Consider the following 22,254-nt stretch of genomic DNA (forward strand, 5'->3'; position numbering starts at 1 on the left):
TGGGCCTTTCAATGCGGATACCAGCAGCGCGCGGTGTGGCCGGCGGCGATCTCGTCCAGCGGCGGCATCTCTTTGCGGCAGATGTCCTGCGCGCGCGGGCAGCGGGCTGCGAAGCGGCAGCCGGTTCCGGCCTGGCCGGGCGGCGGCACGCTGCCGGGAATCGCCGTCAACGGCGCGCCGGGCGTGGAGTCCAGTGCCGGACGCGCGCGCATCAGCGCGTGGGTGTAGGGGTGGGCGGGGCGGTCGAAGAGATCGCTGACGCTGCTTTCCTCGACCACCTGGCCGGCGTACATCACCACCACGCGCTCGCACATTTCGGCGACCACGCCGAGGTCGTGGGTGATCATCAGGATCGAGGTCTGCTGCTCGCGCTTCAAGTCGCGCATCAGGTCCAGGATCTGGGCCTGGATGGTAACGTCCAGCGCGGTGGTGGGCTCGTCGCAGATCAGCACCTGCGGCCGGCACAGCAGGGCCATGGCGATCATCACGCGCTGGCGCATGCCGCCGGAAAGACTGTGCGGATATTCATCCACCAGCTGCGCCGCGCGCGACAGGCCGACGCGTTCCAGCATGGCGACCACCTTGCCGTCGATCTCGCCGCGCGGCAGGTCGGTGTGGATGCGCAGCATCTCGGAGAGCTGCTTGCCGACCCGATGCAGCGGGTTCAGCGAGGTCATCGGCTCCTGGAAGATCATGGCGATGTCCTTGCCGCGGATGGCGCGCAGTTCTTTGTCGCCGGCCTGCAGCAGGTCGCGTCCGCCGAAGCGGATGGCGCCCGACAATCTGGCCTTGCTGGCCATCGGGAACAGGCGCAGCACCGACAGCGCGGTCACGCTCTTGCCGCAGCCCGACTCGCCCAGCAGGCCCACGGTCTGGTCGTGGCCCAGCGAGAAGGAGACGCCGTCCACCGGCGCGACGCTGCGGCCGTGGCTCTTGAATTCGACCTTGAGGTTCTGGATCTCTAGCATGGCGTGACTTCCTCAGCGGCTCAGTTTGGGGTCGAACACTTCGCGGATGCCGTCGCCCAGCAGGTTGAATCCCAGCACCACCAAAAAGATCGCCAGGCCCGGCCACATGGCCAGCATCGGGTTGGTATTGAGGTAGCCCTGGGCGATGTGCAGCATCGAGCCCCAGCTCGGGTCTTCCGGGCGCGCGCCCAGGCCGAGGTAGGACAGACCGGCTTCGGCGATGATCGCCGTACCCATGGCGAAGGTGGCCTGGATCACCAGCGGCGCCAGCGCATTGGGCAGCACGTAGCGCCACATGATGCGCAGATTGCCGGCGCCGATGGAGCGCGCCGCCATCACGTAGTCAAGGTTGCGGATGGTCATGGCCTGGCCGCGCGCCAGCCGCACGAAGGACGACGTGAAGCCGATGCCCACCGCCACCATGGCATTGTAGAAACCGCCGCCCAGGGCTGCGGCTAGGGCCAGCGCCAGGATCAGCGAGGGGAAGGCCTGCAGCGCGTCGACCACGCGCATCACCACGGCGTCGACCGCGCCGCGGTAATAGCCGCTCACGATGCCGATGGGCACGCCCAGCGAGAAGGCCAGGCCGACCGAGATCAGCGCCGCCTGCAGCGAGATGCGCGAGCCGTACAGCATGCGCGTGTAGATGTCGCGCCCGAGGTCGTCGGTGCCCAGCCAGTGGGCGGCGCCCGGGTCGGCCAGAATGTTGGCGTAGTCCTGGTCGAAGATGGGATCGTAGTGCGCCAGCAGCGGCGCGGCGATCGCCAGCAGGATCAGCACGGCGATGATGGCCGCGCCGAGCACGGCCGGCCGGTTGCCGGCGAAGCGGCGCAACGTGCGAAAGCGCGGCGCGGCCGGCAGGGCGGCGGGCGCCGGTGCGATGTCGGGAGAGGAGTTGGTCGTCATGGAATAAGCGCCGGGTCAGCGGGCAATGCGCGGGTCGATCACGCTGTAGAGCAGGTCGACGCACAGGTTGACGATGACCACCATCACGGTGGCGGCCAGCACGCCGGCCTGCACGGTGACGTAGTCGCGCTGGAAGATGGCGTCCACGATCATCTTGCCCATGCCGGGGATGCCGAAGATGCTTTCTGTGATGACTAGTCCGCCCAGCATGCCCGACACCATCAGACCGCTGGCAGTGACCACCGGGATCATGGCGTTGCGCAGCGCGTGGCCCAGCACCACCTGCCAGTCGCGCAGGCCCTTGGAGAATGCGGTGCGGATGTAGTCTTCATTGAGCACTTCCAGCAGGCTGCTGCGCACCATGCGCATCAGGATTGCCGCCTCGCGCAGGCCGGTGACCACCATCGGCATGAGCATCGCCAGCAGGTTGGCCTGCCAGTCCTCCGACAGCGGCACGAAGCCCGAGGCCGGCAGCCAGCCCAGCTTCACGGCGAACAGGATGATGAACATCATGCCCAGCCAGAAGTGCGGCACCGACATGCCGAACAGCGCGATGAAGGTGCCCACCGCGTTGGCCATGCCGCGCGGGCGCGCCGCCGACAGGATGCCGGCCGGCACCGCGATGGCCACGGCGACGATGAAGCTGCCCGCGGCCAGTTCGATGGTGACCGGCAGGCGCTGCCACAGGGCCTCGGCCACCGGCGTGTTGTCGATGAAGGAGCGGCCCAGGTCGCCGTGCAGCACAGCCCAGATCCAGTGCCCGTACTGCACCAGCAGAGGATCGTCGAGGCCGAGCTTCAGGCGCAGGGCGGCGGCGGCTTCCGGCGTGGCTTCCATGCCGAGGATGGCGGCCACCGGGTCGCCCGGCAGCACCGCCAGGAGCGAGAACACCACCATGCTGACCAGGATCAGCGTGGGGATGGAAAGCAGGAGGCGTTTCAGCAGTTTTTGCATGTCTGGCTACAGGGCTGGACGACGGCGGCCGCAAGCGGGCCGCCGCCTCGTTGCTGATGAAGATTTACTTCGAGACCGTGGCGGTGCGGATCACGCCGTCGGGCACGTACTGGAAGCCCGAGACCGCCTTGGAGATGCCGAACAGCACGTTGTCGTGCACCACATAGATGTAAGGCACTTCCTTGACCAGCAGCGCCATGGCCTGGTCGTAGAAGGCTTTGCGCTTGGCCTGGTCGCCTTCCACACGGGCCTTCTGCAGGATCTCGTCGACTTCCTTGGCGCCGAAGTGCGAGTAGTTCAGCGAGCCGTTGGTGGTGACGAAGTCATAGATGTTCTGGTCCGGGTCGGGACGGCCGCTCCAGCCCACGTACAGGCCTTCGAAGTTGCCGGTCTTGCCGTTCTCGATCTGGGTCGCCAGCTCGGTCTTTTCCAGCGTGACGTTGATGCCGGCCGGGCGCAGCATGCCCTGGATCATCTGGCCCGCCTGCAGTTCGTCGGGCGTGGTCGGCAGGGTCAACTTGAAGCTGAAGCCGCCTTCCTTGCCGGCCGCCTTCAGCAGTTCCTTGGCGCGCGCCACGTCGACCTTGGGCGGCACGTCGGCCGCGCCGTTGGCGAACTGGGCCTTGGAGAAGGGCGAGTGGCCGGGCGCCACCGCATTGTTGTAGACCACCTTGGCGATGGCGTTGCGGTCGATCAGCAGGTCAACCGCTTCACGCACTTCCTTCTTGTCGAAGGGCGGCTTGCCGGTGTTCATGTAGAAGCCGCGGAAGCCCAGCGAGGGCTTGTTGAGCACGGTGTACTTGGCGCCGGCGGCGATGTTGGTGATTTCCTTGTAGGGGAAGCGGTTGGTGATGTCGACCTGGCCGCTGCGCAGGTTGTTGAAGGCCACGTTCACGTCCGGCATGATCTTGTAGACCACGCCGTCCACCTTGGGCAGGCCGGCCTGCCAGTAGTGGGGGTTCTTCTCCAGCGTGATGGTGGCACCCTTCAGGCGGCCCTTGTAGATGAAGGGGCCGGTGCCGACCGGGTTATTGACGTAATCGTCGCCGTATTTCTTGACGGCCGCGGGCGAGGACATCATGCCGGCGCGGTCGGTCAGGATCGAGAGGAAGGGCGCGAAGGGCGTGGACAGTTCCAGCTTGATGGTGTGCTCGTCCACCACGGTGATCTTGCTGACGTACTTCAGCTCATTGCGGCGCAGGGAGGTCTTTTCCTGGCCGCGCAGCAGATTGAATTCGACCGCCTTGGCGTCGAAGGGCGTGCCGTCCTGGAACTTGACTCCTTTGCGCAGGAACAGCGTGTAGGTCTTCTGGTCGTCGGAGACGGTCCAGCGTTCGGCCAGCATGGGCACGATCTTGCCTTCGCCGTCCAGGTCCACCAGCTTGTCGAAGATGCTCTGGTAGACGATGCGTTCATTGAGCATCGACGACTGGGTCGGGTCCAGCTTGCCGGGATCGGCATCCAGCGAAATGTTGAGCGTGGCGGCCATGGCGGACCAGCCGGCGCCGGCCATCAGGGCGGAGGAAAGTGCACACAGCAGCAGACGGGGGACGCGCTTGTTCATTCTTTTTCCTTTGAAGTTCAAGACGGGACACATCAAAAACCGGCTTCGCGACCATAAGGCCATTGGCCTAATGTAGTCGGTGCACACGGCGACGGCAAGGTCGGATACGTCGATGTATACATCAACGTAGACATGCATTTTCCATGCCAAGCGCCGTCGCGGCGGCCGGCGGCATGTCGTCTCAAACGGCGGGAGCGTGGTGCGTGGCGGCGCTGCAGGGCGGGGATGTGGGAGCTTGTTGCTGGTGCGCGGGCGGCCGGGGTGGTGCAGCCGGCGACGCCGGATGACAGGCACAAGTGCCCTGGCCACCGTCGCGAGCGGCCAATAAAAAGGGCAGCCATGGGCTGCCCTCTGCCTTGCGAGGGGATGCTGCGCGGATCAGAACGCGTAGCGGCCCTGCACGTAGATTGTGCGTGGCGCGCCGACCAGCTTGCCGACGTTGCCATCCTGCGTGCGGGTGAAATAGCGGCGGTCGGTCAGGTTGTTGACGCCGGCGAAGACGTCGAAGCCCTTGGCGCCCGGCACCTTCCAGTCCACTTGCGCGTTCCACAGGCGGAAGCCGGGGATCTCGCCGCTGCCGCCGGCGGCGTTTTCCGCGATGACGTTGGAGGCATCGGCGAATTGGCGGCTCTGGTGCGTGGTCGAGATGTTCAGGCCCCAGGGGCCGGTCTGGTAGCGCGTGCCGACGGTGTCGGTGGTGCGCGAGTAGAAGGCCAAGTCCTTGCCCGAATACTGGCCGGACTCCTGCAATGCGCGCGTATAGGCGTAGTTGGCGTAGACGCTCCAGCCGCGCAGCACGCCGGTCGGGTCGAAGGTATAGTCCAGCGCCAGTTCGATGCCGTTGTGCTGGGTCTTGCCCAGGTTGCGATACAGCAGCGGCGTCGAGGACACCTGCTCGATCTGGTTGTCGAAGCGGATGTTGAACAGGGTGGCTTCCATGGACAGGCGATCGCTCTTCCAGCGCGCACCGGTTTCGGCGGTCTTGGCCAACTCGGGCGCCAGCGGATTTGCAGCGCTGGTGGTGCTGAGCTGGGTGTTCTGCACCACGCCGAACGAGGTGTTGTAGTTGGCGAACAGCGTCAGCTCATTGTTGAGCAGATAGGCGACGTTGACCGAGGGCAGCGGCTTGTTGTTGCTCATCTCGAACGTGCTGGCGCCGCCCACGGCCGCCCGCGTGGAGCGGATGCTCTCGAAGCGCAGGCCGGGGGTGATGCGCCATTTGCCGATGGCAATCTTGTCGTCGATGTAGCCGGCGTTGGCGTCGGTGGAGTTGTTGTAGGCGGTGGCCGGCACGATCACGCCGGTAGCGATGGTCTGGCTGAAGTCGTAGTCGGTGCCGCGCTCGCGCAAATAGCGATAGCCGACCGTGACGTCATGCGTGGTGCTGCCCAGCGTGAAGCGCTGGGTATAGCGCGGCTCGATGCCGGTGGTTTCATAGTTGCGCGGCTGTATGCGCAGGGTGGTGTTGCCGGTCTGGATCAGCGTGCTGGCGCGCGAGCTCTGGTTGAAGTACGTGCGGATCTCGAACTCCTGGGTGTCCGAAATGGTGTTCAGGTAGCCGAAATCGAAACCCTTGCGGTCGCCCTTCCAGAAGTCCAGCGGGCGGGTGTTCTGGAACGGGTTGGCGTTGTACTGGGCGGTGGTCAGGCCGCCCGCCGTATGCGACAGCACGTCGTAATAGCTGACCTTGCCGTAGATCTCAGCGCCGCCGCCCAGGTCAAAGCGCAGCTTGAGCGCCACATCGTTGAAGCGCTCGTTGCTCTTGTCGCGCCAGCCGGAGCCTTCCTGTCCCGAATACAGCAGCGCGACGCCCAGGCCGTTCTCGGCTTGGCCGCCGACGAAGGCGCTGTATTGCTTGTTGGAGCCGCCGTGGTCATAGCTGTTGTAGCGCATGGTGGCGTCGCCCGTGACTCCCGGCGTGGTGGGGATGGAACGGCTCTTGAAGTTGATGATGCCGCCGACGTTTTGCGGTCCGAAGCGCACCGAGCCGCCGCCGCGGATAACGTCGACCGATTCGATGTTGTTCAGGTTGACCGGGGCGAACGACAGCTGCGGTTGGCCATAGGGCGCCGAGGCCAGCGGGATGCCGTCCAGCAGGATGGTGGAACGCGGCGAGTAACGACCGGTCAGGCCGCGTACGCCGATGTTGAGCGAGATGGCGCTGCCGGCCGTGCCGGAATTGTCGGTCGACTGCACGCCCGGGACACGGCGCAACAGATCGCCGATGCTGGTGGCGCCGGTCTGCTCGATGGCGTCTTTCTTGACCACGGTGCGCGCGCCCGGATACGTCTTGACGCTGTTCTCCAGGCCGGTGCCTAGCCAGTCGCCGCTGACCTGGATGGTTTCCAGGCCGTCGGCCTGGGCGGCGGCGTCGGCCTGCTGCGCCGAGGCGGCGCCATGCAGGGACAGCAGGGCCAGCGAGATGGCGGCGGCGCAGCGGGTGGGGCGTACGGTGGGGGCGCGGTGTTGCTTGGTCTTCATCATGGTTGGTCTCGAGCGGGGAGGCGCGGCTGGGGCCGCGTTGTTTTAGTCAATCGGTAAAGGCGAGTCTGGTGGCTGTAAGCTCTTGTTAAGACGCGAATAATAACGATTCTTGTTTTCTTTAACAAAGAAAATCGGCTTGCGGTTATCACTTATCGGCTGTCGGGAAAGAGACGGGAGGCCTTGCTGCAGGCGGATGTCAATGCCCATGAAAATGTGAGCTGACGCTTTTGGACAACGCTACTGAATCAGAACTGACAAATTTTTTATTTAAGTAGCTTGCTATTTAATTTTGAGATGGATAAACTGCGCTGCATGAACTCGAAAACAGACAAGCGCAAGTCGGCCCCGCTGCTGGATGCCCAGTTGTGCTTCGCGCTGTATTCGACCTCGCTGTCGATGAGCAAGCTGTATCGCAAGCTGCTGCGCGACATGGGCATCACCTATTCGCAGTACCTGGTGTTGATGGTGCTGTGGGAGCAGGATCAGTTGACCGTGTCCGATATCGGCGAGCGCCTGGTGCTGGATTCGGCGACGCTGACGCCGCTGTTGAAGCGGATGGAAGCGCAAGGCCTGGTGACCCGCGAACGCGCGGCCAGCGACGAGCGCCAGGTGGTGATTTCGCTGACTGCCGAAGGCGACGCCCTGCGTGAGAAAGCGGTGGAGCTGCCCAAGGAAGTGCTGCGCGCTACCGAGTCAAGCGCGGCGGAACTGGCGGCGATGAAGGAAGAATTGATGGCGCTGCGGGCGCGGCTGCACAAGAATACCGGCGAGTGAGGGCGGGCGTATCCACTGGACGATGCCCGTTTTTAAAGTCAAATATATAGTGCACTATTAAATAGGAATCTATTTTAAATATGTAGTGCGCTATTTAAATTGGAAGCAAAGGGCCTTCGCCAGCGTGATGACGCAGGCCGGATTATCCGCAGAGCCAATAGCGGTGAATAAGTAGTTTGCTATTTAATAGCTTTTTATGTTGTTGCAGTTTTGTTGTTTTGAAGTTCAGGCAGCACCCGTTACAGCAAGAAGAACGAGCCGGCGCGAGCCGCTCCCGTCGACCCTCGACACCCCCCACAACCACAAAGGAAGAGCATCATGAAATCGTTCAAGCAACTCGCAGCAGTGGCCGCCATCGGCCTGGTATTCGGCAACGCCTACGCCGCCGGCGACGCCGGTGTCGAACCCACGACCCAAGCCTTCCTGCAGGCGCTGGAAGCCGGCGGCGGCAAGCCGCTCGAGCAGCTCGCGCCCAAGGATGCGCGCGCCGTGCTGGTGGGCGCGCAAGCCGGCGTGAAGCTGGAGCTGCCCAAGGCCGATGTGTCGGAGAAGACCATCAGCGTCGAGGGCCAGGACATCAAGCTGACCATCGTGCGTCCGGCGGGTGTTAAGAAGACGCTGCCGGCCTTCATGTTCTTCCACGGCGGCGGCTGGGTGCTGGGCGACTTCCCGACCCACGAGCGCCTGGTGCGCGACCTGGTCGCCAATTCCGGCGCGGTGGCGGTGTTCGTGAACTACACCCCGTCGCCTGAAGCCGGCTACGGCGTGGCGATCAACCAGGCCTACGCCGCCACCAAGTGGGTGGCCGAGCACGGCAGCGAGATCAAGGTCGACGGCAAGCGCCTGGCGGTGGCCGGCAACAGCGTGGGCGGCAACATGGCCGCAGTGGTCGCGCTGATGGCCAAGGACAAGGGCGGCCCCGCGCTGCGTTCGGAAGTGTTGCTGTGGCCGGTGACCGACGCCAACTTCGAGACGGCCTCTTACAACCAGTTCGCCAACGGCTACTTCCTGACCAAGAACATGATGAAGTGGTTCTGGGACAGCTACACCACCGACGCCGCCAAGCGTCAGGAAATCACCGCTTCGCCGCTGCAAGCCAGCCCGGCGCAGCTGAAGGGCCTGCCGCCGACCCTGATCCAGACCGCCGAGAAGGACGTGCTGCGTGACGAGGGCGAAGAGTACGGTCGCAAGCTGCAGGCTGCCGGCGTTGCCGTCACCAGCGTGCGTTACAACGGTATGATCCACGACTTCGGTTTGTTGAACGTGCTGGCCAAGGTGCCCGCGGTGCAGACCGCAATGCGCCAGGCCGGCGAAGAGCTGAAGTTCCGCCTGAAGTAATCTTGCAGGAATGAAAAAGGCCGGCGCCGCATCCGTGGCGCCGGCCTTTTTTGCGCGGGTTACCAGCGCAGCAGGCGCGGGCCCAGCAGCAGGCCGGCCAGCGCCGGGATCAGCATGCCCAGGAAATACCACAGCCCCCAGAACGGCACGCCCATCTCTGGGCAATGCAGGCAATACACCATGGTGGCGACGGCGCCGGCCAGCAAGCCGGCGACGGCGCCGGTCAGACGCAGCCGGGTCGGCGCCATGGCCCGCACCGCCCAGGTGACCGTGGCGCACAAGGGCAGCGACAGCAGCGCGATGTTGAACGGGCAGGTGCGCCAGGTGTAACCCATCAGCAAGGGCAGGCGCTCGGCGGCCGGAGCGGCCACGAACACCAGCGCGCCGCCGATCCAGATCGCGGCGGTCGGCAGGGCGAGGCCGGCCCAGTTCATTCCCACACGCAGGCCGGGCCGCAGCAGCCGGCGCAGCACCAGCAGCGCGCCGGCCGCCAGCGCCGTGGGGAAGGCCAGCTTGATCCAGAACAGCGGCACCGACAGCATAGCCAGCAGATCGGGGCGCAGGCCGAAGCACAACAGCAGCAGCACCGTCGACGCGACGGCGCCGCCGGCCAGCGCCTGCGCCATCCGGCGCGCCGGCAGGCGAGGGTCCACGGGAGCCGCGCCAGCGGCCATCATTGAAATCAGATCATCGGTTTTCATAGCTTCTCTCGAATCCTGGCCGCCAAGGCCTTCAGGCCGCGATGGATGCCCACTTTCACTGCCGACTCGGACAGGCCGGTCAGTTCGGCCGTTTCCGCTACCGACATACCTTGGAGCTTGACGTGCATGATCGGCAGGCGCTGCTTGTCGGGCAGCTGATCCAGCAGGGCGCCGACATCGCGCCGCGCCTGGGCCGGTTCTTCATCGCTGGCGGCGAACAGATCATGCTCGTCGTCCAGCGGATCGTTCAGGGCTTCGCGGCGCGAGCGGGCGCGCAGGAAGTCCATCAGCTTGTAGCGCGCGATGGCGTAGACCCAGGCCGTCAGCGGCTGGTCGGCGCGATAGGTGTGGCGCGCGTTGTGCACCGCCAGCAGGGTTTCCTGGACGATGTCTTCCACGTCGTCCTGCATGTGCATCAGGCGCTTGCGCAGGTAGGCGCGCAGCCGCGCGCTGAGCTCGGAGAGGAAGTCGCGGTAGGCCGCCGCATCACCGTCCAGCCCGGCCAGCAGCAAGGCGCGCAGGCGCTCTTCGGCGGGATGGCCGGGCTGCTGGTCGGAAAGCGGTTTCATCGGGCTGCCTGGCGCATGGTCCTGGAACAGGGCGGAATCGGGGGCGGGGAGGGAGCTGCTGGTCATGGGGCGCGCCACGGTTCACCAGCGCAGCAATAGCGGGCCGGCCAGCGCGCCAAGCGCGGTCGGCGCGGCTACGCCCAGTACATACCAGACGCCCCAGAACGGCGGCGCCATCTCCACGCAATACAGCGAATAGACTAGCACGCCCTGCGCGCCGGCCACCAGGCCGGCTGCGGCGCCGGCGGTCGCCAGGCGGGTCGGGGCAAGCCCGCGCAGGAACCAGAACATGGCCGCCAGCGTCGGCAGCGACAGCAGCGCCACGTTCAACGAACAGGCTTCCCAGGTGCTGCCCAGCAGCAGCGTCAGGCGCAGTGATGACGGCGCCAATGCCAGCCAGCCCGCGCCGGCCAGCCACAGCGCGACCGGCGGCAGCAGCAGGGCGGCCAGAGGGCCGCGCCCCACGCGCATGCCCGGATGCGCCAGGCGGGCGGCGGCGGCCAGCGCGGCCAGCAGCACCGCCAGGGGGAATGAGATCTTCAACCAGAACAGCGGCGACTGCAGCAGCTCGGGCATGTCGCTGCGTACGCCGTAGACGGCCGCCAGCAGCAGCGCCGAACCGGCCAATCCGCCCGCCAGGGCCATCGCCATGCGGGCGCCGTGGCCGGTATCGCGGTGGTCGCTGCCAGCGGCCAGCATCTCGACCAGCTCCAGAGTTTTCATTCGTTTTTCCTCGTTTCCCATGTCGGCTGATGCCGGATTCATGCGTGCTTTGGCTTTTCTTCTTGTTCGCCGGCACGCCGCATCCGGTTACACCCCGGATGAAAAATATATTTCCGCCGATGGCGGGGATGGCCTGTAACCGACCTGCAAGCGGCGGCGAATTCACTTGCAGATCGGCGCTGCGGCAACACGGCGCAGCCATGGAGAGCAGCTGCCGATCGTATCCAACTTTCATTTTTTCGCTCAATTTTTAAGGAGTCACACCATGAATGCACGTCTCGCTACCGCCGCCTTCACTCTCGCCACCCTGGCCTCCGGCGTCGCCATGGCGCAAAGCCAGCCGGCCGCCAAGCCCGCCGCGATGGAAAAATGCTACGGCGTCTCGATGGCCGGCCAGAACGACTGCAAGGCAGGCGAGGGCACGACCTGCGCCGGCACCGCCAAGATGGACTATCAGGGCAATGCCTGGAAGAACGTGCCGGCCGGCACCTGCACCTCGATCAAGACCCCGCGCGGCATGGGCTCGCTCAAGCCGTTCTGAGGCAGGTTGTCGACATGCGCACGCAGCATTTCCAGCCCGGCGCCGGTGTGGGCCTGAAGCCGCAGCACTTCAGCGACGCGCTGGAGTGCGTCGCGCCGGGGCTGTGGCTTGAGGTCCATCCCGAGAACTACCTGATGGACGGCGGTCCCAGGTTGGCCTGGCTGGAGGCGGTGCGCAGCCGCCATGCGCTGTCGTTGCATGGCGTATCGCTTTCTCTGGCCGGGCCCGATGCGCCGGATGCTGCGCATCTTGCGCGCCTGGCCCGGTTGGCGCAGAGGGTGGAGCCCTTCCTCATTTCCGAGCATCTGGCCTGGTCGCGCGCCGGCGGCAGTTACTTCCCCGACTTGCTGCCGGCGCCGCGCAGCGGCGAGATGCTGCAACGTGTCGCTGCCCATATTGCGCAGGTGCAGGACGTGCTCAAGCGCCGCATCGCCCTGGAAAACCCGTCGCACTACCTGCACATGGAGGGCCACGCGTGGAGCGAGCCCGACTTCCTCTGCGAGCTGGCGCGGCGCACCGGCTGCGGCTTGCTGGTGGACGTCAACAACGTCCATGTCAGCGCGGCCAACATCGGCATCGATGCCGATGCATATCTGGCGCAATTGCCGGGCGAGGCGATTCTGGAGATCCACCTGGCCGGACACAGCAGCGACGGCAGCTTGCCGGGCCTGCTGGTGGATTCGCATGACGCCGCGGTGGCCGAGCCGGTGTGGGCCTTGTACCGCGCGCTGGTGGCGCGCATCGGCCCGCGCCCCACGCTGATCGAACGCGACGGCAATGTGCCGGCGTTCGACGAACTGTTGGCTGAACGCGGCGTCGCGCAAGACATCCTGGCGGCGTGCGAAGCGCCGGAGGCGGTGTCATGAACAAGGACTACTACGGCCAATTCCTGCAGGCGCTGCTGCACGGTGATGCCGCCGCCGATCCGCAAATCGCCGCGCTGCAGGCGCAACCGGCGTTTGCGGTGTATCGCAATACCGTTTTCAAGGGTTGCGCGGACGCGTTGATGGCCAACTATCCGGCGGTGCGCCGCCTGGTCGGCGAGGCCTGGATGGGCGCGGCGGCGCTGGCCTATGCGTGCGCCAATTTGCCCGACGATGCTTGCCTGATCGCTTACGGGCGCACGTTTCCCGATTTTCTTTCCCGGCTGGAGCAGGCGCGCGAGCTGCCTTACCTGCCCGGCGTGGCGGCGCTGGACCGCTGCTGGACCGAGTCGCACCTGGCGGCGGACGACCCCGCCATCGATGCCGACGGCCTGTTCGCAGCCTTGTCGGCCGGGCGCGACGTGCGTCTGGCCCCGCATGCCGCCGCGCGCTGGCAGTGGGCAGCGGAACATCCCTGTTACTCGATCTGGAGCGCCAACCGCAACGAGGATGCCGCGCTGGCGCAGACGCCCGACTGGCATGGCGAGGGCGCGCTGCTGACCCGGCCCGACGGCCAGGTGCAGTGGCAGCCGCTCAGCGTCGGCGCCTGCCGTTTCCTTGATGCCTGCCGCGACGGCATGGGCGTGGCGCAGGCGGCCGGGGCGGCGCTGCAGAGCGAACCCGGGATGGATATCGCCGCCACATTGGGCCGCCTGTTGCAGGCAGGGTCCTTTACTTCCTGCGCATCCTTTCATTGAACGCGCGGCATGACTGCCGCAACAGGAGAACGACATGAATCATCACACCCTGACATCAACCGGCAACCACGACGCCACCATGCGCGCATCGCTCTGGTCGCGCGGCGCCGGCCTGGCCTCGCGCCTGATCGGCGACTCCTTGCTGGCGCTGGTGGCGCGCTTCTCGATCGCGGCCATCTTCTTCTATTCGGGCCGCACCAAGGTCAGCGGGTGGCTGACCATCAAGGACAGCACCTATGCCTTGTTCCAGGAGGAGTACCGCCTGCCGCTGGTGCCGCCGGACATCGCGGCGCACCTCGCGACGTATGCCGAACATCTGTTCCCGCTGCTGCTGGTGCTGGGCCTGTTCACGCGCGGCGCCGCGCTGGCCTTGCTGGGGATGACGGCGGTGATCGAGATCTTCGTTTATCCCGATGCCTGGCCTACCCATCTGTCGTGGGCCGGCCTGCTGTTGCTGCTGGTGGGACGCGGCGGCGGCGCCTGGTCGCTGGATCGTCGCTTCGGCATTCGCTGAGGAGTGCGCATGAAGCCCAACGACGATGTACGCGGATTCATCGAAGAGACCTTCGACAACGCCTGGCGCCTGCATGCCGCGGGCCACCTGGCCGACGCAGAGGAGCAATACCGGCTGCTGCTTGCGCTGGACGAAGAGCACGCGCCCGGCCTGCATTATCTGGGCATCCTGCTGCACCAGAGCGGCAACCGGCAGGAGGCGCTCGATTGCCTGCAGGCCGCCCAGCGCAGGCAGCCCGACAATGCCGACTGGCGCAACGACGCCGGCAACGTGATGTTCGCGCTGCGGCGCTACGACGAGGCCGTGCTGGCTTACCAGGCGGCGCTGGCGATCCGCCCCGATGACGCGCAGTTGTGGAATAACTGCGGCGCCGCCCTGCGCGAAGCCGGGCGCACCGCCGAGGCGATCGAGGCCTTTTTACGCGCGCTTGATGCCGTGCCCGACCTGGCCCCGGCCATGGTGCAGCTGGCGGCGTTGTTCGAGCAGGCCGGCGACCCCATGCGTGCGTCACGCTACCAGTGCATGGCCTATGTGCTGCCGCCGCACGAGGGCAAGTCGAAGGAACTGTTGGGGACCTCCTACTACTTCCTCGGCCGTATCGGCGAGGCCGAGCAGTTGTGCCGGCAATGGCTGCTGGAAGAGCCCGGCAATCCGGTGGCCGAACACATGCTCGCGGCCTATGGCGGGAGGCTGACGGCGGCAGCGCCGGTGGGGTATGTCGAGAAGCGCTTCGACGATTATGCCGATCATTTCGACGTCAACCTGGTGCAGCAGCTCGGCTATCGCGGCCCGGAGGTCGTGGCCGGGTTGCTGGAAAAGATAGGTATGAACGGCGAGGGCAAGCAGCTCGATGTGCTCGACATCGGTTGCGGCACCGGGCTGTGCGCACCGGTGCTGGCGCCGCTGGCGCGCAGGCTGGACGGCGTGGATCTGTCGGAAAACATGCTGCGGCATGCCGCCGCGCGCGGGCTCTACACGCAGCTGGACAAGGCCGAGGCCGCCGGCTGGATGGCGCAGCTGCAAGTGCAATACGATGTGGTGGTGGCCTGCGACGTGGTGATTTACTGCGGCCGGCTGGAGGCCTTGTTCGCCGCCGTGCGGCATGCGTTGCGTGACGGCGGGTGGTTCGTCTTTACCGCCGAAGCGGCGGAGGATGCCGAAGAGGACGGCTACCTGCTGCATCCCAGCGGCCGCTATCGCCATCACGCCGCTTACGTCGAGCGTTGCCTGCGTGAGTCCGGCTTCAGCGTGGACACGCTGCGCCGCGAGAGCATCCGGCTGGAGATGCGCGACCCGGTGCCCGGACTGGCGGTGCTGGCCCGGGCCTGACGCTGTCGGCCTGGCGTGTCAGGCCAGCACTTTGCTCAGCCACTGGCCGATGTCGGCGACTTCCTCGCCGCACACCGAGTGCTGCATCGGGTACTCGTGCCATTCGATGTGGTAACCCAGCTGTTGCAGCAGCTCGCGCGATTTCTCGGCGCGCTCGATCACCACCACCGGGTCCAGGCGGCCGTGGGCCATGAAGATGGGCGTGTCCTGATTGGCGGCATGGCGTTCGTCGGCGGCCTTGGCGGCCAGCGGCAGGTAGCCGGACAGGCACATCAGGCCGGCCATTTTTTCCGGATGGCGCAGCCCGGTCTGCAGCGTCATCGCGCAGCCTTGCGAGAAGCCGGCCAGCACGATGCGCTCGGCCGGGATGCCGCGCGCCTTTTCGTTGGCGATCAGCGCTTCGATGGCTTCTTGCGAGGCGCGCAGGCCGGGCTCGTCTTCGCGGCGCACCAGGTCGGGCGTGAAGATGTCGTACCAGGAGCGCATCACGTAGCCGCCATTGATGGTGACCGGCATGGTCGGCGCGGTCGGGAAGACGAAGCGGATGGCAGGGCATGCCGACAAATCAAGTTCGCGCACGATCGGCACGAAGTCCGAACCGTCGGCGCCCAGGCCGTGCATCCAGATGACGGCGGCGGTCGGGTTGGGAGCGGTTTCAATCTGGATGGTCTCGAGTTGGGCGGCCATGATGTTTGCTAATCCTGTGATGTTGGTCTTGTGGCGCTGATTTGTGCCCGCCGTCTTGCGGGAGCACAATACGGGTTCGCCGATAGCGCAAGACGCCAATCATACGATGAACGCCGCAGAAAATCTGCGGCGAGGACCTGGAGGATGCCGATGAACTTGAACAAACTTACCGCCGCCGCAGTCGCGGCCTGCATGGCGGCGTTTGCCGCGCTGCCCATGCAGGCGCGGGCCGAGGCCGAGGGGGCGGTGTTTCAACCGCGCGGCGAGAACCTGATGATCTCGCCGCCGGCCGGCTGGCGCATGGCCTTCATGGACGGCTCACCCGAGGGCGATTACGTGGTCGATTTCCTGCCGGCCAACGAGGCGCACGACTCTTGGCGCGAGGGCTACATGGGCATACAGCGCCGCAGCTTTCCCGATAGCGCCCTGCTCAACAACATCCTCGCGCGCAACCTCACCGTGGCGCAGGTGGCGCTGACGGAAGTGATGCAAAACGCCCAGCGCAATTGCCCGGGCCGTTTTTTGCCGATGAAGCAGAAAGACACCGTGACCAACAACATCCCGACCTCGATCAGCGGCGGTTTCTGCGATCGCGCCGGTAACACCGCGCCGTTCGGCGAGGGTACTGTGATGGGGGTGTTCCAGGGCAAGGAGCGGCTGTTCGTGGTGCAGTTCAGCTGGCGTCCGTCCACGCCCAACGAGCTCAAGGAATACACCTATCGCATCACGCCGGACCGGTTGCAGCAGTTCCTGAACCTGATGAATGCGGCCAGTCTGTGCGGCGGGCCGGATGAAGGGGCTTGCCCGAAGTAAGGGCACGCAAGGGGAAAGGCGGGCGCGTTGAGCGGCGCCCGTGTCGTAATTTACCTGGCGGCGGGGCGGATGGCCGACTTCGGGCGGAAAGCCTTGCACACTGCGTCGTGGGTCTCGACGTAAGGGCCGCCGATCAGGTCGATGCAGTACGGCACGGCGGCAAAGATGCCGGGCACCTTCTGCTTGCCGTCTTCGTCCTTCAGGCCTTCCAGCGTTTCCTTGATCGACTTGGGCTGGCCGGGCAGGTTCAGCACCAGCGCCGCGTGGTCGGCCGTCTCGCGGATCACCGCGACCTGGCGCGACAGGATCGCGGTGGGGACGAACTGCAGGCTGATCTGGCGCATCTGTTCGCCGAAGCCAGGCATCTCCTTGGTGGCGATGGCCAGGGTGGCTTCAGGCGTGACGTCGCGGCGCGAAGGACCTGTGCCGCCGGTGGTCAGCACCAGGTCGCAGCCGACCTCGTCGACCAGCTCGATCAGGGTCTTTTCAATCTGCGCGCGTTCGTCGGGAATCAGGCGGGTTTCCATCTTCCAGGGGCTGGCCAGCGCGGCGCCGAACCATTCCTGCAGGGCCGGGAGGCCCTTGTCTTCGTACACGCCGCCGGAGGCCCGGTCGGAAATCGACACCAGGCCGATCAGCAGGTGGTCGCGCTCAGTCTTCATCTTCTTCCGGGTGATCCTCGCCGGCGTCTTCGTCCTTCTTCAGGTTGGACTGGACGTACAACTGCTTGAGGATCTGGAAGATCTCGCGATAGGCCTTGGGCGGCTTGTTCTCGGCCTGTTCCTTGCGGGCATTGCGGATCAGCGTGCGCATGTGCTGCAGGTCGATCTCGGGATGCTTGTCGCGCAGTTCGGTCAGCGCCTGGTCGTCGGCCAGCAGCTTTTCGCGGCGGCGTTCCAGCGCGTGCATGACGGCGGTTTCGGCCTTGGAGGCGCCGCGCCAGCTGTCGATGGTCTTCTGGATGATGTCCAGTTCTTCCTGCTCCAGCGTGCGCATCTTCTTGCCCACGTATTGCATCTGGCGACGGCGGCCTTCGTGATCCTTGATCTGCTGGCATTCGAGGATGGCGTCGCGCACGTCTTCAGGCATGGGCACGCGTTTGACGCGGTCGCGCGGTTCTGCGACGAGGGCTTCGCCGAGCTTTTGCAGGGCTTCCATCTCGCGCTTGAGTTGGGACTTGGAAGGGCGGTCGTATTCCTGTTCGAATTCGCTCGATTGGAATCCGACTGCGCCGCGGTTGGCATTGGGCATAATCAACTTCAAGAAATATTGCTTAACGGCTGCTATGATAACCGTTTTACCCGCATTTCAGAGAATTCAGGCTCATGAGCGATACCCCATTCACCTACGGTCAGGATCAGTTGAAGCAGTTTGCGCAGGACGTGCTGCGCTACGCGAAGGAGAAGGGCGCCTCGGACGCGGCAGTCGATATCAGCGAAGGCAGCGGCCTGTCGGTGGCCGTGCGCAAAGGCAAGGTCGAGACCATCGAGCAGAACAAGGACAAGGGCATCGGCGTCACGGTGTTCCTCGGAGAGGGCCGCCAGGTGCGGCGCGGCAACGCCAGCACCTCAGACTTTTCGTCGCAGGCGCTGAAGGAAACGGTCGAGGCTGCCTACAACATTGCCCGCTTCACCTCGATTGACGACTGCGCCGGCCTGCCCGACGCCGACATGCTCGAGATGGCGCCGCGCGACCTGAAACTGTTTTCGCCGTGGAACATTTCCGCCGAGGAAGCTGTGGCGATCGCCCAACGTTGCGAGAGCGCGGCGCTGGAGACTGATCCCCGCATTGCCAACAGCGAAGGTTCCAGCGTCTACGTGCAGCATTCGCATTTCATCGCCGCCAACTCGCGCGGCTTCGTCGGCGGTTACCCGTTCTCGCGCCACACCATCTCGGTGGCGCCGATCGCCGGCAAGGGCGCCGGCATGCAGCGTGACGACTGGTATTCCTCCAAGCGCGACCCGAAGAAGCTGGCCAAGCCGGAAGCCATTGGCCGCTACGCCGCCGAGCGCGCGTTGGCGCGCCTGAACGCGCGCAAGCTGTCCACCCGCAAGTGTCCGGTGCTGTTCGAGGCGCCGCTGGCGGCGGGCTTGCTGGGCGCCTTCGTGCAGGCGGTGTCGGGCGGCGCGCTGTACCGCAAGTCGACCTTCCTGCTCGATTCGCTGGGCCAGCAGGTGTTCCCGGAACACCTGCAGATCCTGGAAGACCCGCACGTGGTCGGCGGCGTCGGCTCCGCGCCCTTCGATGAAGAAGGCGTGCGCACCGTCAAGCGCCAGGTGGTCAAGGACGGCGTGGTGCAGGGGTACTTCCTGTCGACCTATTCGGCGCGCAAGCTGGGCATGCAGACCACCGGCAACTCCGGCGGCTCGCACAACCTGACGCTGACCTCGACCAAGACCGCCAAGGGCGACAACTTCAAGGGCATGCTCAAGAAGATGGGCACCGGCCTGCTGGTGACCGAGCTGATGGGGCAGGGCGTGAACTACGTGACCGGCGACTATTCGCGCGGCGCCTCGGGTTATTGGGTCGAGAACGGCGTGATCCAGTATCCGGTGGAGGAGATCACCATCGCCGGCAACATGAAGGACATGCTGCGCCAGATCGTCGCCATCGGCAACGACACGCTGGTGCGCGGCACCAAGGAAACCGGTTCCATCCTGCTGGAAAGCATGACCATCGCGGGCGACTGAGGCCGGCAACTGGGCCGGCCTGCGCCGGTCCTTCGCATGGCTTGCCGCCACCCGCCGGGGAGGAGGCAAGCCATGGACGACATCCACATCAGGCGCGGCTATCTGCCGGGCGCCATCGGGCGCGTGGCCGAGCTGCACGCCGCCTATTACACCGAGAACTGGAGCTTCGGGGTCTACTTCGAAGCCCGGGTCGCCACCGAACTTTCCGCCTTCCTGAGTCGCTACGACGATTTGCGCGACGGTTTCTGGACCGCCACCGTGCACGGCCGCATCGAGGGCTCGCTGGCCATCGACGGTCATCAGGCCGAACGGGACGGCGCCCGCCTGCGCTGGTTCATCGCCTCAGACAAGCTGCGCGGCCGCGGCGTGGGCGATGCCCTGATGAGAGAGGCGGTGCAGTTCTGCCGTGATTGCGGCTATCCCTCCGTGTATCTCTGGACCTTCGAAGGCTTGCATGCGGCGCATCGCCTGTATCGCCAGCATGGTTTCGAGCTGGTCGACGAATGCATGGGAACGCGCTGGGGCGTGCGCGTGAATGAGCAGAAATTCGAATTGCAGCTAGAGGATCTTGGCCCGGCCCAATCTTAGAATCGTCCTCCCATCATTCCCAAGAGGACTCGCCATGATTCGCTTCCATCGCGCCTGCATGCCGGCATGCCTGGCGCTGCTTGCCCTGGCCTTGCCGTCGGGTGCGCCGGCGGCTCCTGTCGCTCCTCACTTCGACTATCGCCACCAGGACCAATGGCAAGAAATCCACGGCGACATGCAGTCGCCCATCGCCATCGACTCATCCCTCGCCCAAGCCGACCGGGATGATGACGACGATGACCGCATCGTGCTGCATCACGTCGGGGGCGACGCCACTGCGGTCGACACCGGGCACGCGGTGCAGGTCAACATGGCGCCGGGTGACTCGGCCAATATCCGCGGCCGTCGTTTCGGGCTGCAGCAGTTCCACTTTCATGCGCCCAGTGAGCACAGCATCGACGGTCGCAGCTATCCGCTGGAAGGCCATTTCGTCTACAAGGCCAGGAACGGTCGGCTGGCGGTGATTGCCGTGCTGTTCGAGGAGGGCGCGCCCAATGCAGCGGCCGCCCTGGTGCTGCTTCACTTCCAACCCGGTCGCAGCGACGTTGCGCTGCGGCTGGATCCGGCTGCGCTGCTGCCGTCGACGGCGGACTATTATCACTACCTCGGGTCGCTCACCACGCCGCCGTTGTCGCAGAATGTGGAGTGGTATGTGCTGACCTCGAAGGGGAGCATGTCGGCCGCGCAGATCGCGGGCTTCAAGGCGCGCTACGATGGCAACAACCGCGCGCGCCAGGCGTTGAACGGACGTCCGCTGCTGCATTTCGCCGATAACTGAGGCCGGCGGGGCGGCGCCAAGCGCCGATGTTCGTCCGTTGCTAAAATGCAGCATCGGCGCGCGTCGCCCATTCGATTGTCTATCAAGCAATATGGCCCTCCATACCGAAGCCGCTCATTCAAGCGGCCAAGTCCTGCCGTTCCGCGAATCTCTCTTGGCGACCCTTGGCATCTGCTTCGTCATCATGCTGGTGGCGCTGGACCAGACCATCGTCGGCACCGCCTTGCCGACCATCGTGGCCGAGTTGAAAGGCTTCGAGCTCTACGCCTGGGTGGCGACCTCTTATCTGCTGACCTCGGTCATCACGGTGCCCATTTTCGGACGGCTGGGTGACTACTTCGGGCGCAAGCCGTTCGTGATCGCTTCCATCGTGGTCTTCGTCGGCGCCTCGGCGCTGTGCGGGATGGCTGACAGCATGCTGTTCCTGGTGATCGCGCGCGGCTTGCAGGGCATCGGCGGCGGCATGCTGGTGGGCACCTGTTTCGCCTCCATCGCCGACCTGTTCCCCGATCCGCGCGTGCGTCTGCGCTGGCAGATCATCCTGTCAGCCTCGTTCGGCATCGCCACCGCCGTCGGCCCGTCGCTGGGTGGCTTCCTCACGCAGGGGCTGGGCTGGCGCTGGGTGTTTTTCTGCAACCTGCCGATCGGCGTGATCTCCCTGTTCTTTACCTGGCGTTTCGTGCCGCACATCCGCCATATCAAGCACCAGGGAAAGATGAAGCTGGACTGGCCGGGCGCGCTGCTCATTTCGCTGTCGCTGGGCAGTCTGCAGCTGTTGGTCGAGCTGCTGCCCAAGCGCGGCCTGAGCCTCGGCATGGCGGGTTTGCTGGCGCTGGCCGTGGCGGCGTTCTATGCATTGTGGAAGTGGGAGCAGAAGGCCGAGCAGCCCATCCTGCCCTTCGAGATGATGCGCGACCGCGCGCTGTCGAGCCTGTTCGCGCTGTCGATCCTGGCGGGCTTCGCGATGTTCTCGCTGCTGATGTACGCGCCGCTGCTGTTCCAGGGCGGCTTCGGCATGACGCCGCGCGAAGCAGGCCTGCTGATCACGCCGCTGGTGGCCTGTATCACCGTGGCCAGCATCGTCAATGGCCGCATCATCACCCGTATTCCCAATCCCAACATGATGATGACGATGGGCTTCGTGCTGATCTCGGCATCCTGCCTGGGCGTGGTGTTGTGCGAGCGCGGCACCGGCGGCGGCTTCATGCTGGCGACCATGCTGGCCGGCGGTTTCGGCCTGGGGTTGGTGCTGCCCAACCTGACGGTGTTTGCCCAGCAGGCGGCCAGTCGCGAACACCTGGGCATCGCCACCGCGCTGCTGCAATCGCTGCGCATGATCGGCGGCATGCTGGGCACGGCCATTACCGGCACGCTGGTGAGCCAGATGTATGGCAGCGGCGTGCAAAAGGCGCTGGAAAGCGACCACGCCGCGCAATGGCTGAAGGATTTCAGCGACCCGGAGGTGCTGGTCAACCATGACATCCAGTCGGTGCTGCTGGGGCAGTTGATGCAGGCCGGCCATAACGGCTCGGCATTGCTGGACGCGGCGCGCGATGCGCTGGTGGGCGCCATCCACATGGGGATCGCCATCGCGATCGTGGCTTCGCTGGCGGGGCTGTGGATGGTGCGGCGGGTGCCGCCGATCAAGTTCCACAGTGACGCCAAGGTCGAGCCGGTGATGTCGGAATAAGAGCCGGGCAGAACGACATGAC

General features: G+C 65.5%; 23 protein-coding genes. 12 read left to right on the forward strand and 11 right to left on the reverse strand.

Annotated features, from left to right (window positions below):
• Positions 1-8: 8 nt before the first annotated feature.
• The 5 genes from J8I26_RS01450 to J8I26_RS01470 all read right to left on the reverse strand — a co-directional run bounded on the left by J8I26_RS01450 (position 9) and on the right by J8I26_RS01470 (position 6,873).
• A complete protein-coding gene (locus tag J8I26_RS01450) occupies positions 9-968 on the reverse strand; it encodes an ABC transporter ATP-binding protein (RefSeq protein ID WP_209603377.1) in 960 nt (319 codons plus the stop codon).
• A 12-nt stretch (positions 969-980) separates the two neighbouring features.
• Positions 981-1,874: an ABC transporter permease gene (locus J8I26_RS01455; RefSeq protein ID WP_209603379.1), complete on the reverse strand. Its 894-nt coding sequence runs from the start codon at positions 1,872-1,874 to the stop codon at positions 981-983.
• A gap of 15 nt (positions 1,875-1,889) precedes the next feature.
• Entirely contained in the window at positions 1,890-2,828 is a 939-nt protein-coding gene (locus tag J8I26_RS01460) for an ABC transporter permease (protein WP_209603380.1), read from the reverse strand.
• A 64-nt stretch (positions 2,829-2,892) separates the two neighbouring features.
• On the reverse strand, positions 2,893-4,392 hold the full coding sequence (locus tag J8I26_RS01465; protein ID WP_209603381.1) for an ABC transporter substrate-binding protein: 1,500 nt from the start codon (positions 4,390-4,392) through the stop codon (positions 2,893-2,895).
• A 378-nt stretch (positions 4,393-4,770) separates the two neighbouring features.
• Positions 4,771-6,873, reverse strand: a complete 2,103-nt coding sequence (locus J8I26_RS01470; protein WP_209604736.1) for a TonB-dependent siderophore receptor — start codon at positions 6,871-6,873, stop codon at positions 4,771-4,773.
• A gap of 315 nt (positions 6,874-7,188) precedes the next feature.
• Here J8I26_RS01470 and J8I26_RS01475 point away from each other — a divergent pair, with 315 nt between their 5' ends.
• Both J8I26_RS01475 and J8I26_RS01480 read left to right on the forward strand, forming a co-directional pair.
• Positions 7,189-7,650, forward strand: a complete 462-nt coding sequence (locus J8I26_RS01475) for a MarR family transcriptional regulator (RefSeq protein ID WP_209603382.1) — start codon at positions 7,189-7,191, stop codon at positions 7,648-7,650.
• Between the two features lie 318 nt (positions 7,651-7,968).
• Positions 7,969-8,988, forward strand: coding sequence for an alpha/beta hydrolase (locus tag J8I26_RS01480; protein WP_209603383.1), 1,020 nt, complete (start codon positions 7,969-7,971; stop codon positions 8,986-8,988).
• 59 nt (positions 8,989-9,047) lie between these two features.
• Here the strand turns inward: J8I26_RS01480 and J8I26_RS01485 are convergent, their stop codons facing one another.
• From J8I26_RS01485 to J8I26_RS01495, 3 genes are all read right to left on the reverse strand, one after another.
• Entirely contained in the window at positions 9,048-9,689 is a 642-nt protein-coding gene (locus J8I26_RS01485; protein ID WP_209603384.1) for a DUF1109 domain-containing protein, read from the reverse strand.
• Positions 9,686-10,258, reverse strand: coding sequence for a sigma-70 family RNA polymerase sigma factor (locus tag J8I26_RS01490; protein WP_245200014.1), 573 nt, complete (start codon positions 10,256-10,258; stop codon positions 9,686-9,688). The genes J8I26_RS01485 and J8I26_RS01490 overlap by 4 nt, the downstream gene beginning before the upstream one ends.
• 81 nt (positions 10,259-10,339) lie before the next feature.
• The gene (locus J8I26_RS01495) at positions 10,340-10,981 is read right to left on the reverse strand and encodes a DUF1109 domain-containing protein (protein WP_209603387.1); all 642 of its coding nucleotides are present in this window, start codon (positions 10,979-10,981) and stop codon (positions 10,340-10,342) included.
• Positions 10,982-11,246: 265 nt separating this feature from the next.
• Here J8I26_RS01495 and J8I26_RS01500 point away from each other — a divergent pair, with 265 nt between their 5' ends.
• The 5 genes from J8I26_RS01500 to J8I26_RS01520 all read left to right on the forward strand — a co-directional run bounded on the left by J8I26_RS01500 (position 11,247) and on the right by J8I26_RS01520 (position 14,986).
• On the forward strand, positions 11,247-11,522 hold the full coding sequence (locus J8I26_RS01500) for a DUF2282 domain-containing protein (protein ID WP_209603390.1): 276 nt from the start codon (positions 11,247-11,249) through the stop codon (positions 11,520-11,522).
• Positions 11,523-11,536: 14 nt separating this feature from the next.
• Complete coding sequence (locus J8I26_RS01505; RefSeq protein WP_209603391.1) at positions 11,537-12,388, forward strand: DUF692 domain-containing protein; 852 nt, start codon at positions 11,537-11,539, stop codon at positions 12,386-12,388.
• Positions 12,385-13,143 carry a DNA-binding domain-containing protein gene (locus J8I26_RS01510; protein ID WP_209603393.1) on the forward strand — a complete coding sequence of 253 codons (759 nt, stop codon included), beginning with the start codon at positions 12,385-12,387 and terminating at the stop codon, positions 13,141-13,143. Before J8I26_RS01505 ends, J8I26_RS01510 begins: the two co-directional genes overlap by 4 nt.
• A gap of 79 nt (positions 13,144-13,222) precedes the next feature.
• Positions 13,223-13,657 (forward strand): DoxX family protein, encoded by a 435-nt coding sequence (locus J8I26_RS01515; RefSeq protein ID WP_209604737.1) that lies wholly within the window; start codon positions 13,223-13,225, stop codon positions 13,655-13,657.
• A gap of 9 nt (positions 13,658-13,666) precedes the next feature.
• Positions 13,667-14,986: a tetratricopeptide repeat protein gene (locus J8I26_RS01520; protein WP_209603395.1), complete on the forward strand. Its 1,320-nt coding sequence runs from the start codon at positions 13,667-13,669 to the stop codon at positions 14,984-14,986.
• Positions 14,987-15,004: 18 nt separating this feature from the next.
• Here the strand turns inward: J8I26_RS01520 and J8I26_RS01525 are convergent, their stop codons facing one another.
• The gene (locus J8I26_RS01525; protein WP_209603397.1) at positions 15,005-15,673 is read right to left on the reverse strand and encodes an alpha/beta hydrolase; all 669 of its coding nucleotides are present in this window, start codon (positions 15,671-15,673) and stop codon (positions 15,005-15,007) included.
• A 192-nt stretch (positions 15,674-15,865) separates the two neighbouring features.
• Between J8I26_RS01525 and J8I26_RS01530 the strand changes: the two genes are divergently transcribed.
• Complete coding sequence (locus tag J8I26_RS01530; RefSeq protein ID WP_245200080.1) at positions 15,866-16,486, forward strand: hypothetical protein; 621 nt, start codon at positions 15,866-15,868, stop codon at positions 16,484-16,486.
• 50 nt (positions 16,487-16,536) lie between these two features.
• Here J8I26_RS01530 and mog read toward each other — a convergent pair whose 3' ends face one another.
• Entirely contained in the window at positions 16,537-17,148 is a 612-nt protein-coding gene (mog, locus tag J8I26_RS01535) for a molybdopterin adenylyltransferase (RefSeq protein ID WP_209603401.1), read from the reverse strand.
• On the reverse strand, positions 17,138-17,737 hold the full coding sequence (gene yjgA, locus J8I26_RS01540; RefSeq protein ID WP_209604739.1) for a ribosome biogenesis factor YjgA: 600 nt from the start codon (positions 17,735-17,737) through the stop codon (positions 17,138-17,140). Before yjgA ends, mog begins: the two co-directional genes overlap by 11 nt.
• A gap of 74 nt (positions 17,738-17,811) precedes the next feature.
• Here yjgA and pmbA point away from each other — a divergent pair, with 74 nt between their 5' ends.
• From pmbA to J8I26_RS01560, 4 genes are all read left to right on the forward strand, one after another.
• Positions 17,812-19,176: a metalloprotease PmbA gene (gene pmbA, locus J8I26_RS01545; protein ID WP_209603402.1), complete on the forward strand. Its 1,365-nt coding sequence runs from the start codon at positions 17,812-17,814 to the stop codon at positions 19,174-19,176.
• 72 nt (positions 19,177-19,248) lie between these two features.
• Positions 19,249-19,764 (forward strand): GNAT family N-acetyltransferase, encoded by a 516-nt coding sequence (locus tag J8I26_RS01550; protein WP_209603403.1) that lies wholly within the window; start codon positions 19,249-19,251, stop codon positions 19,762-19,764.
• A 34-nt stretch (positions 19,765-19,798) separates the two neighbouring features.
• Positions 19,799-20,542: a carbonic anhydrase family protein gene (locus tag J8I26_RS01555; protein ID WP_209603404.1), complete on the forward strand. Its 744-nt coding sequence runs from the start codon at positions 19,799-19,801 to the stop codon at positions 20,540-20,542.
• Positions 20,543-20,633: 91 nt separating this feature from the next.
• Positions 20,634-22,232 (forward strand): MFS transporter, encoded by a 1,599-nt coding sequence (locus J8I26_RS01560; protein ID WP_209603405.1) that lies wholly within the window; start codon positions 20,634-20,636, stop codon positions 22,230-22,232.
• Positions 22,233-22,254 lie beyond the last annotated feature (22 nt).

The organism is Herbaspirillum sp. LeCh32-8, from assembly GCF_017814915.1.
Taxonomy (GTDB): Bacteria; Pseudomonadota; Gammaproteobacteria; order Burkholderiales; family Burkholderiaceae_D; genus Herbaspirillum.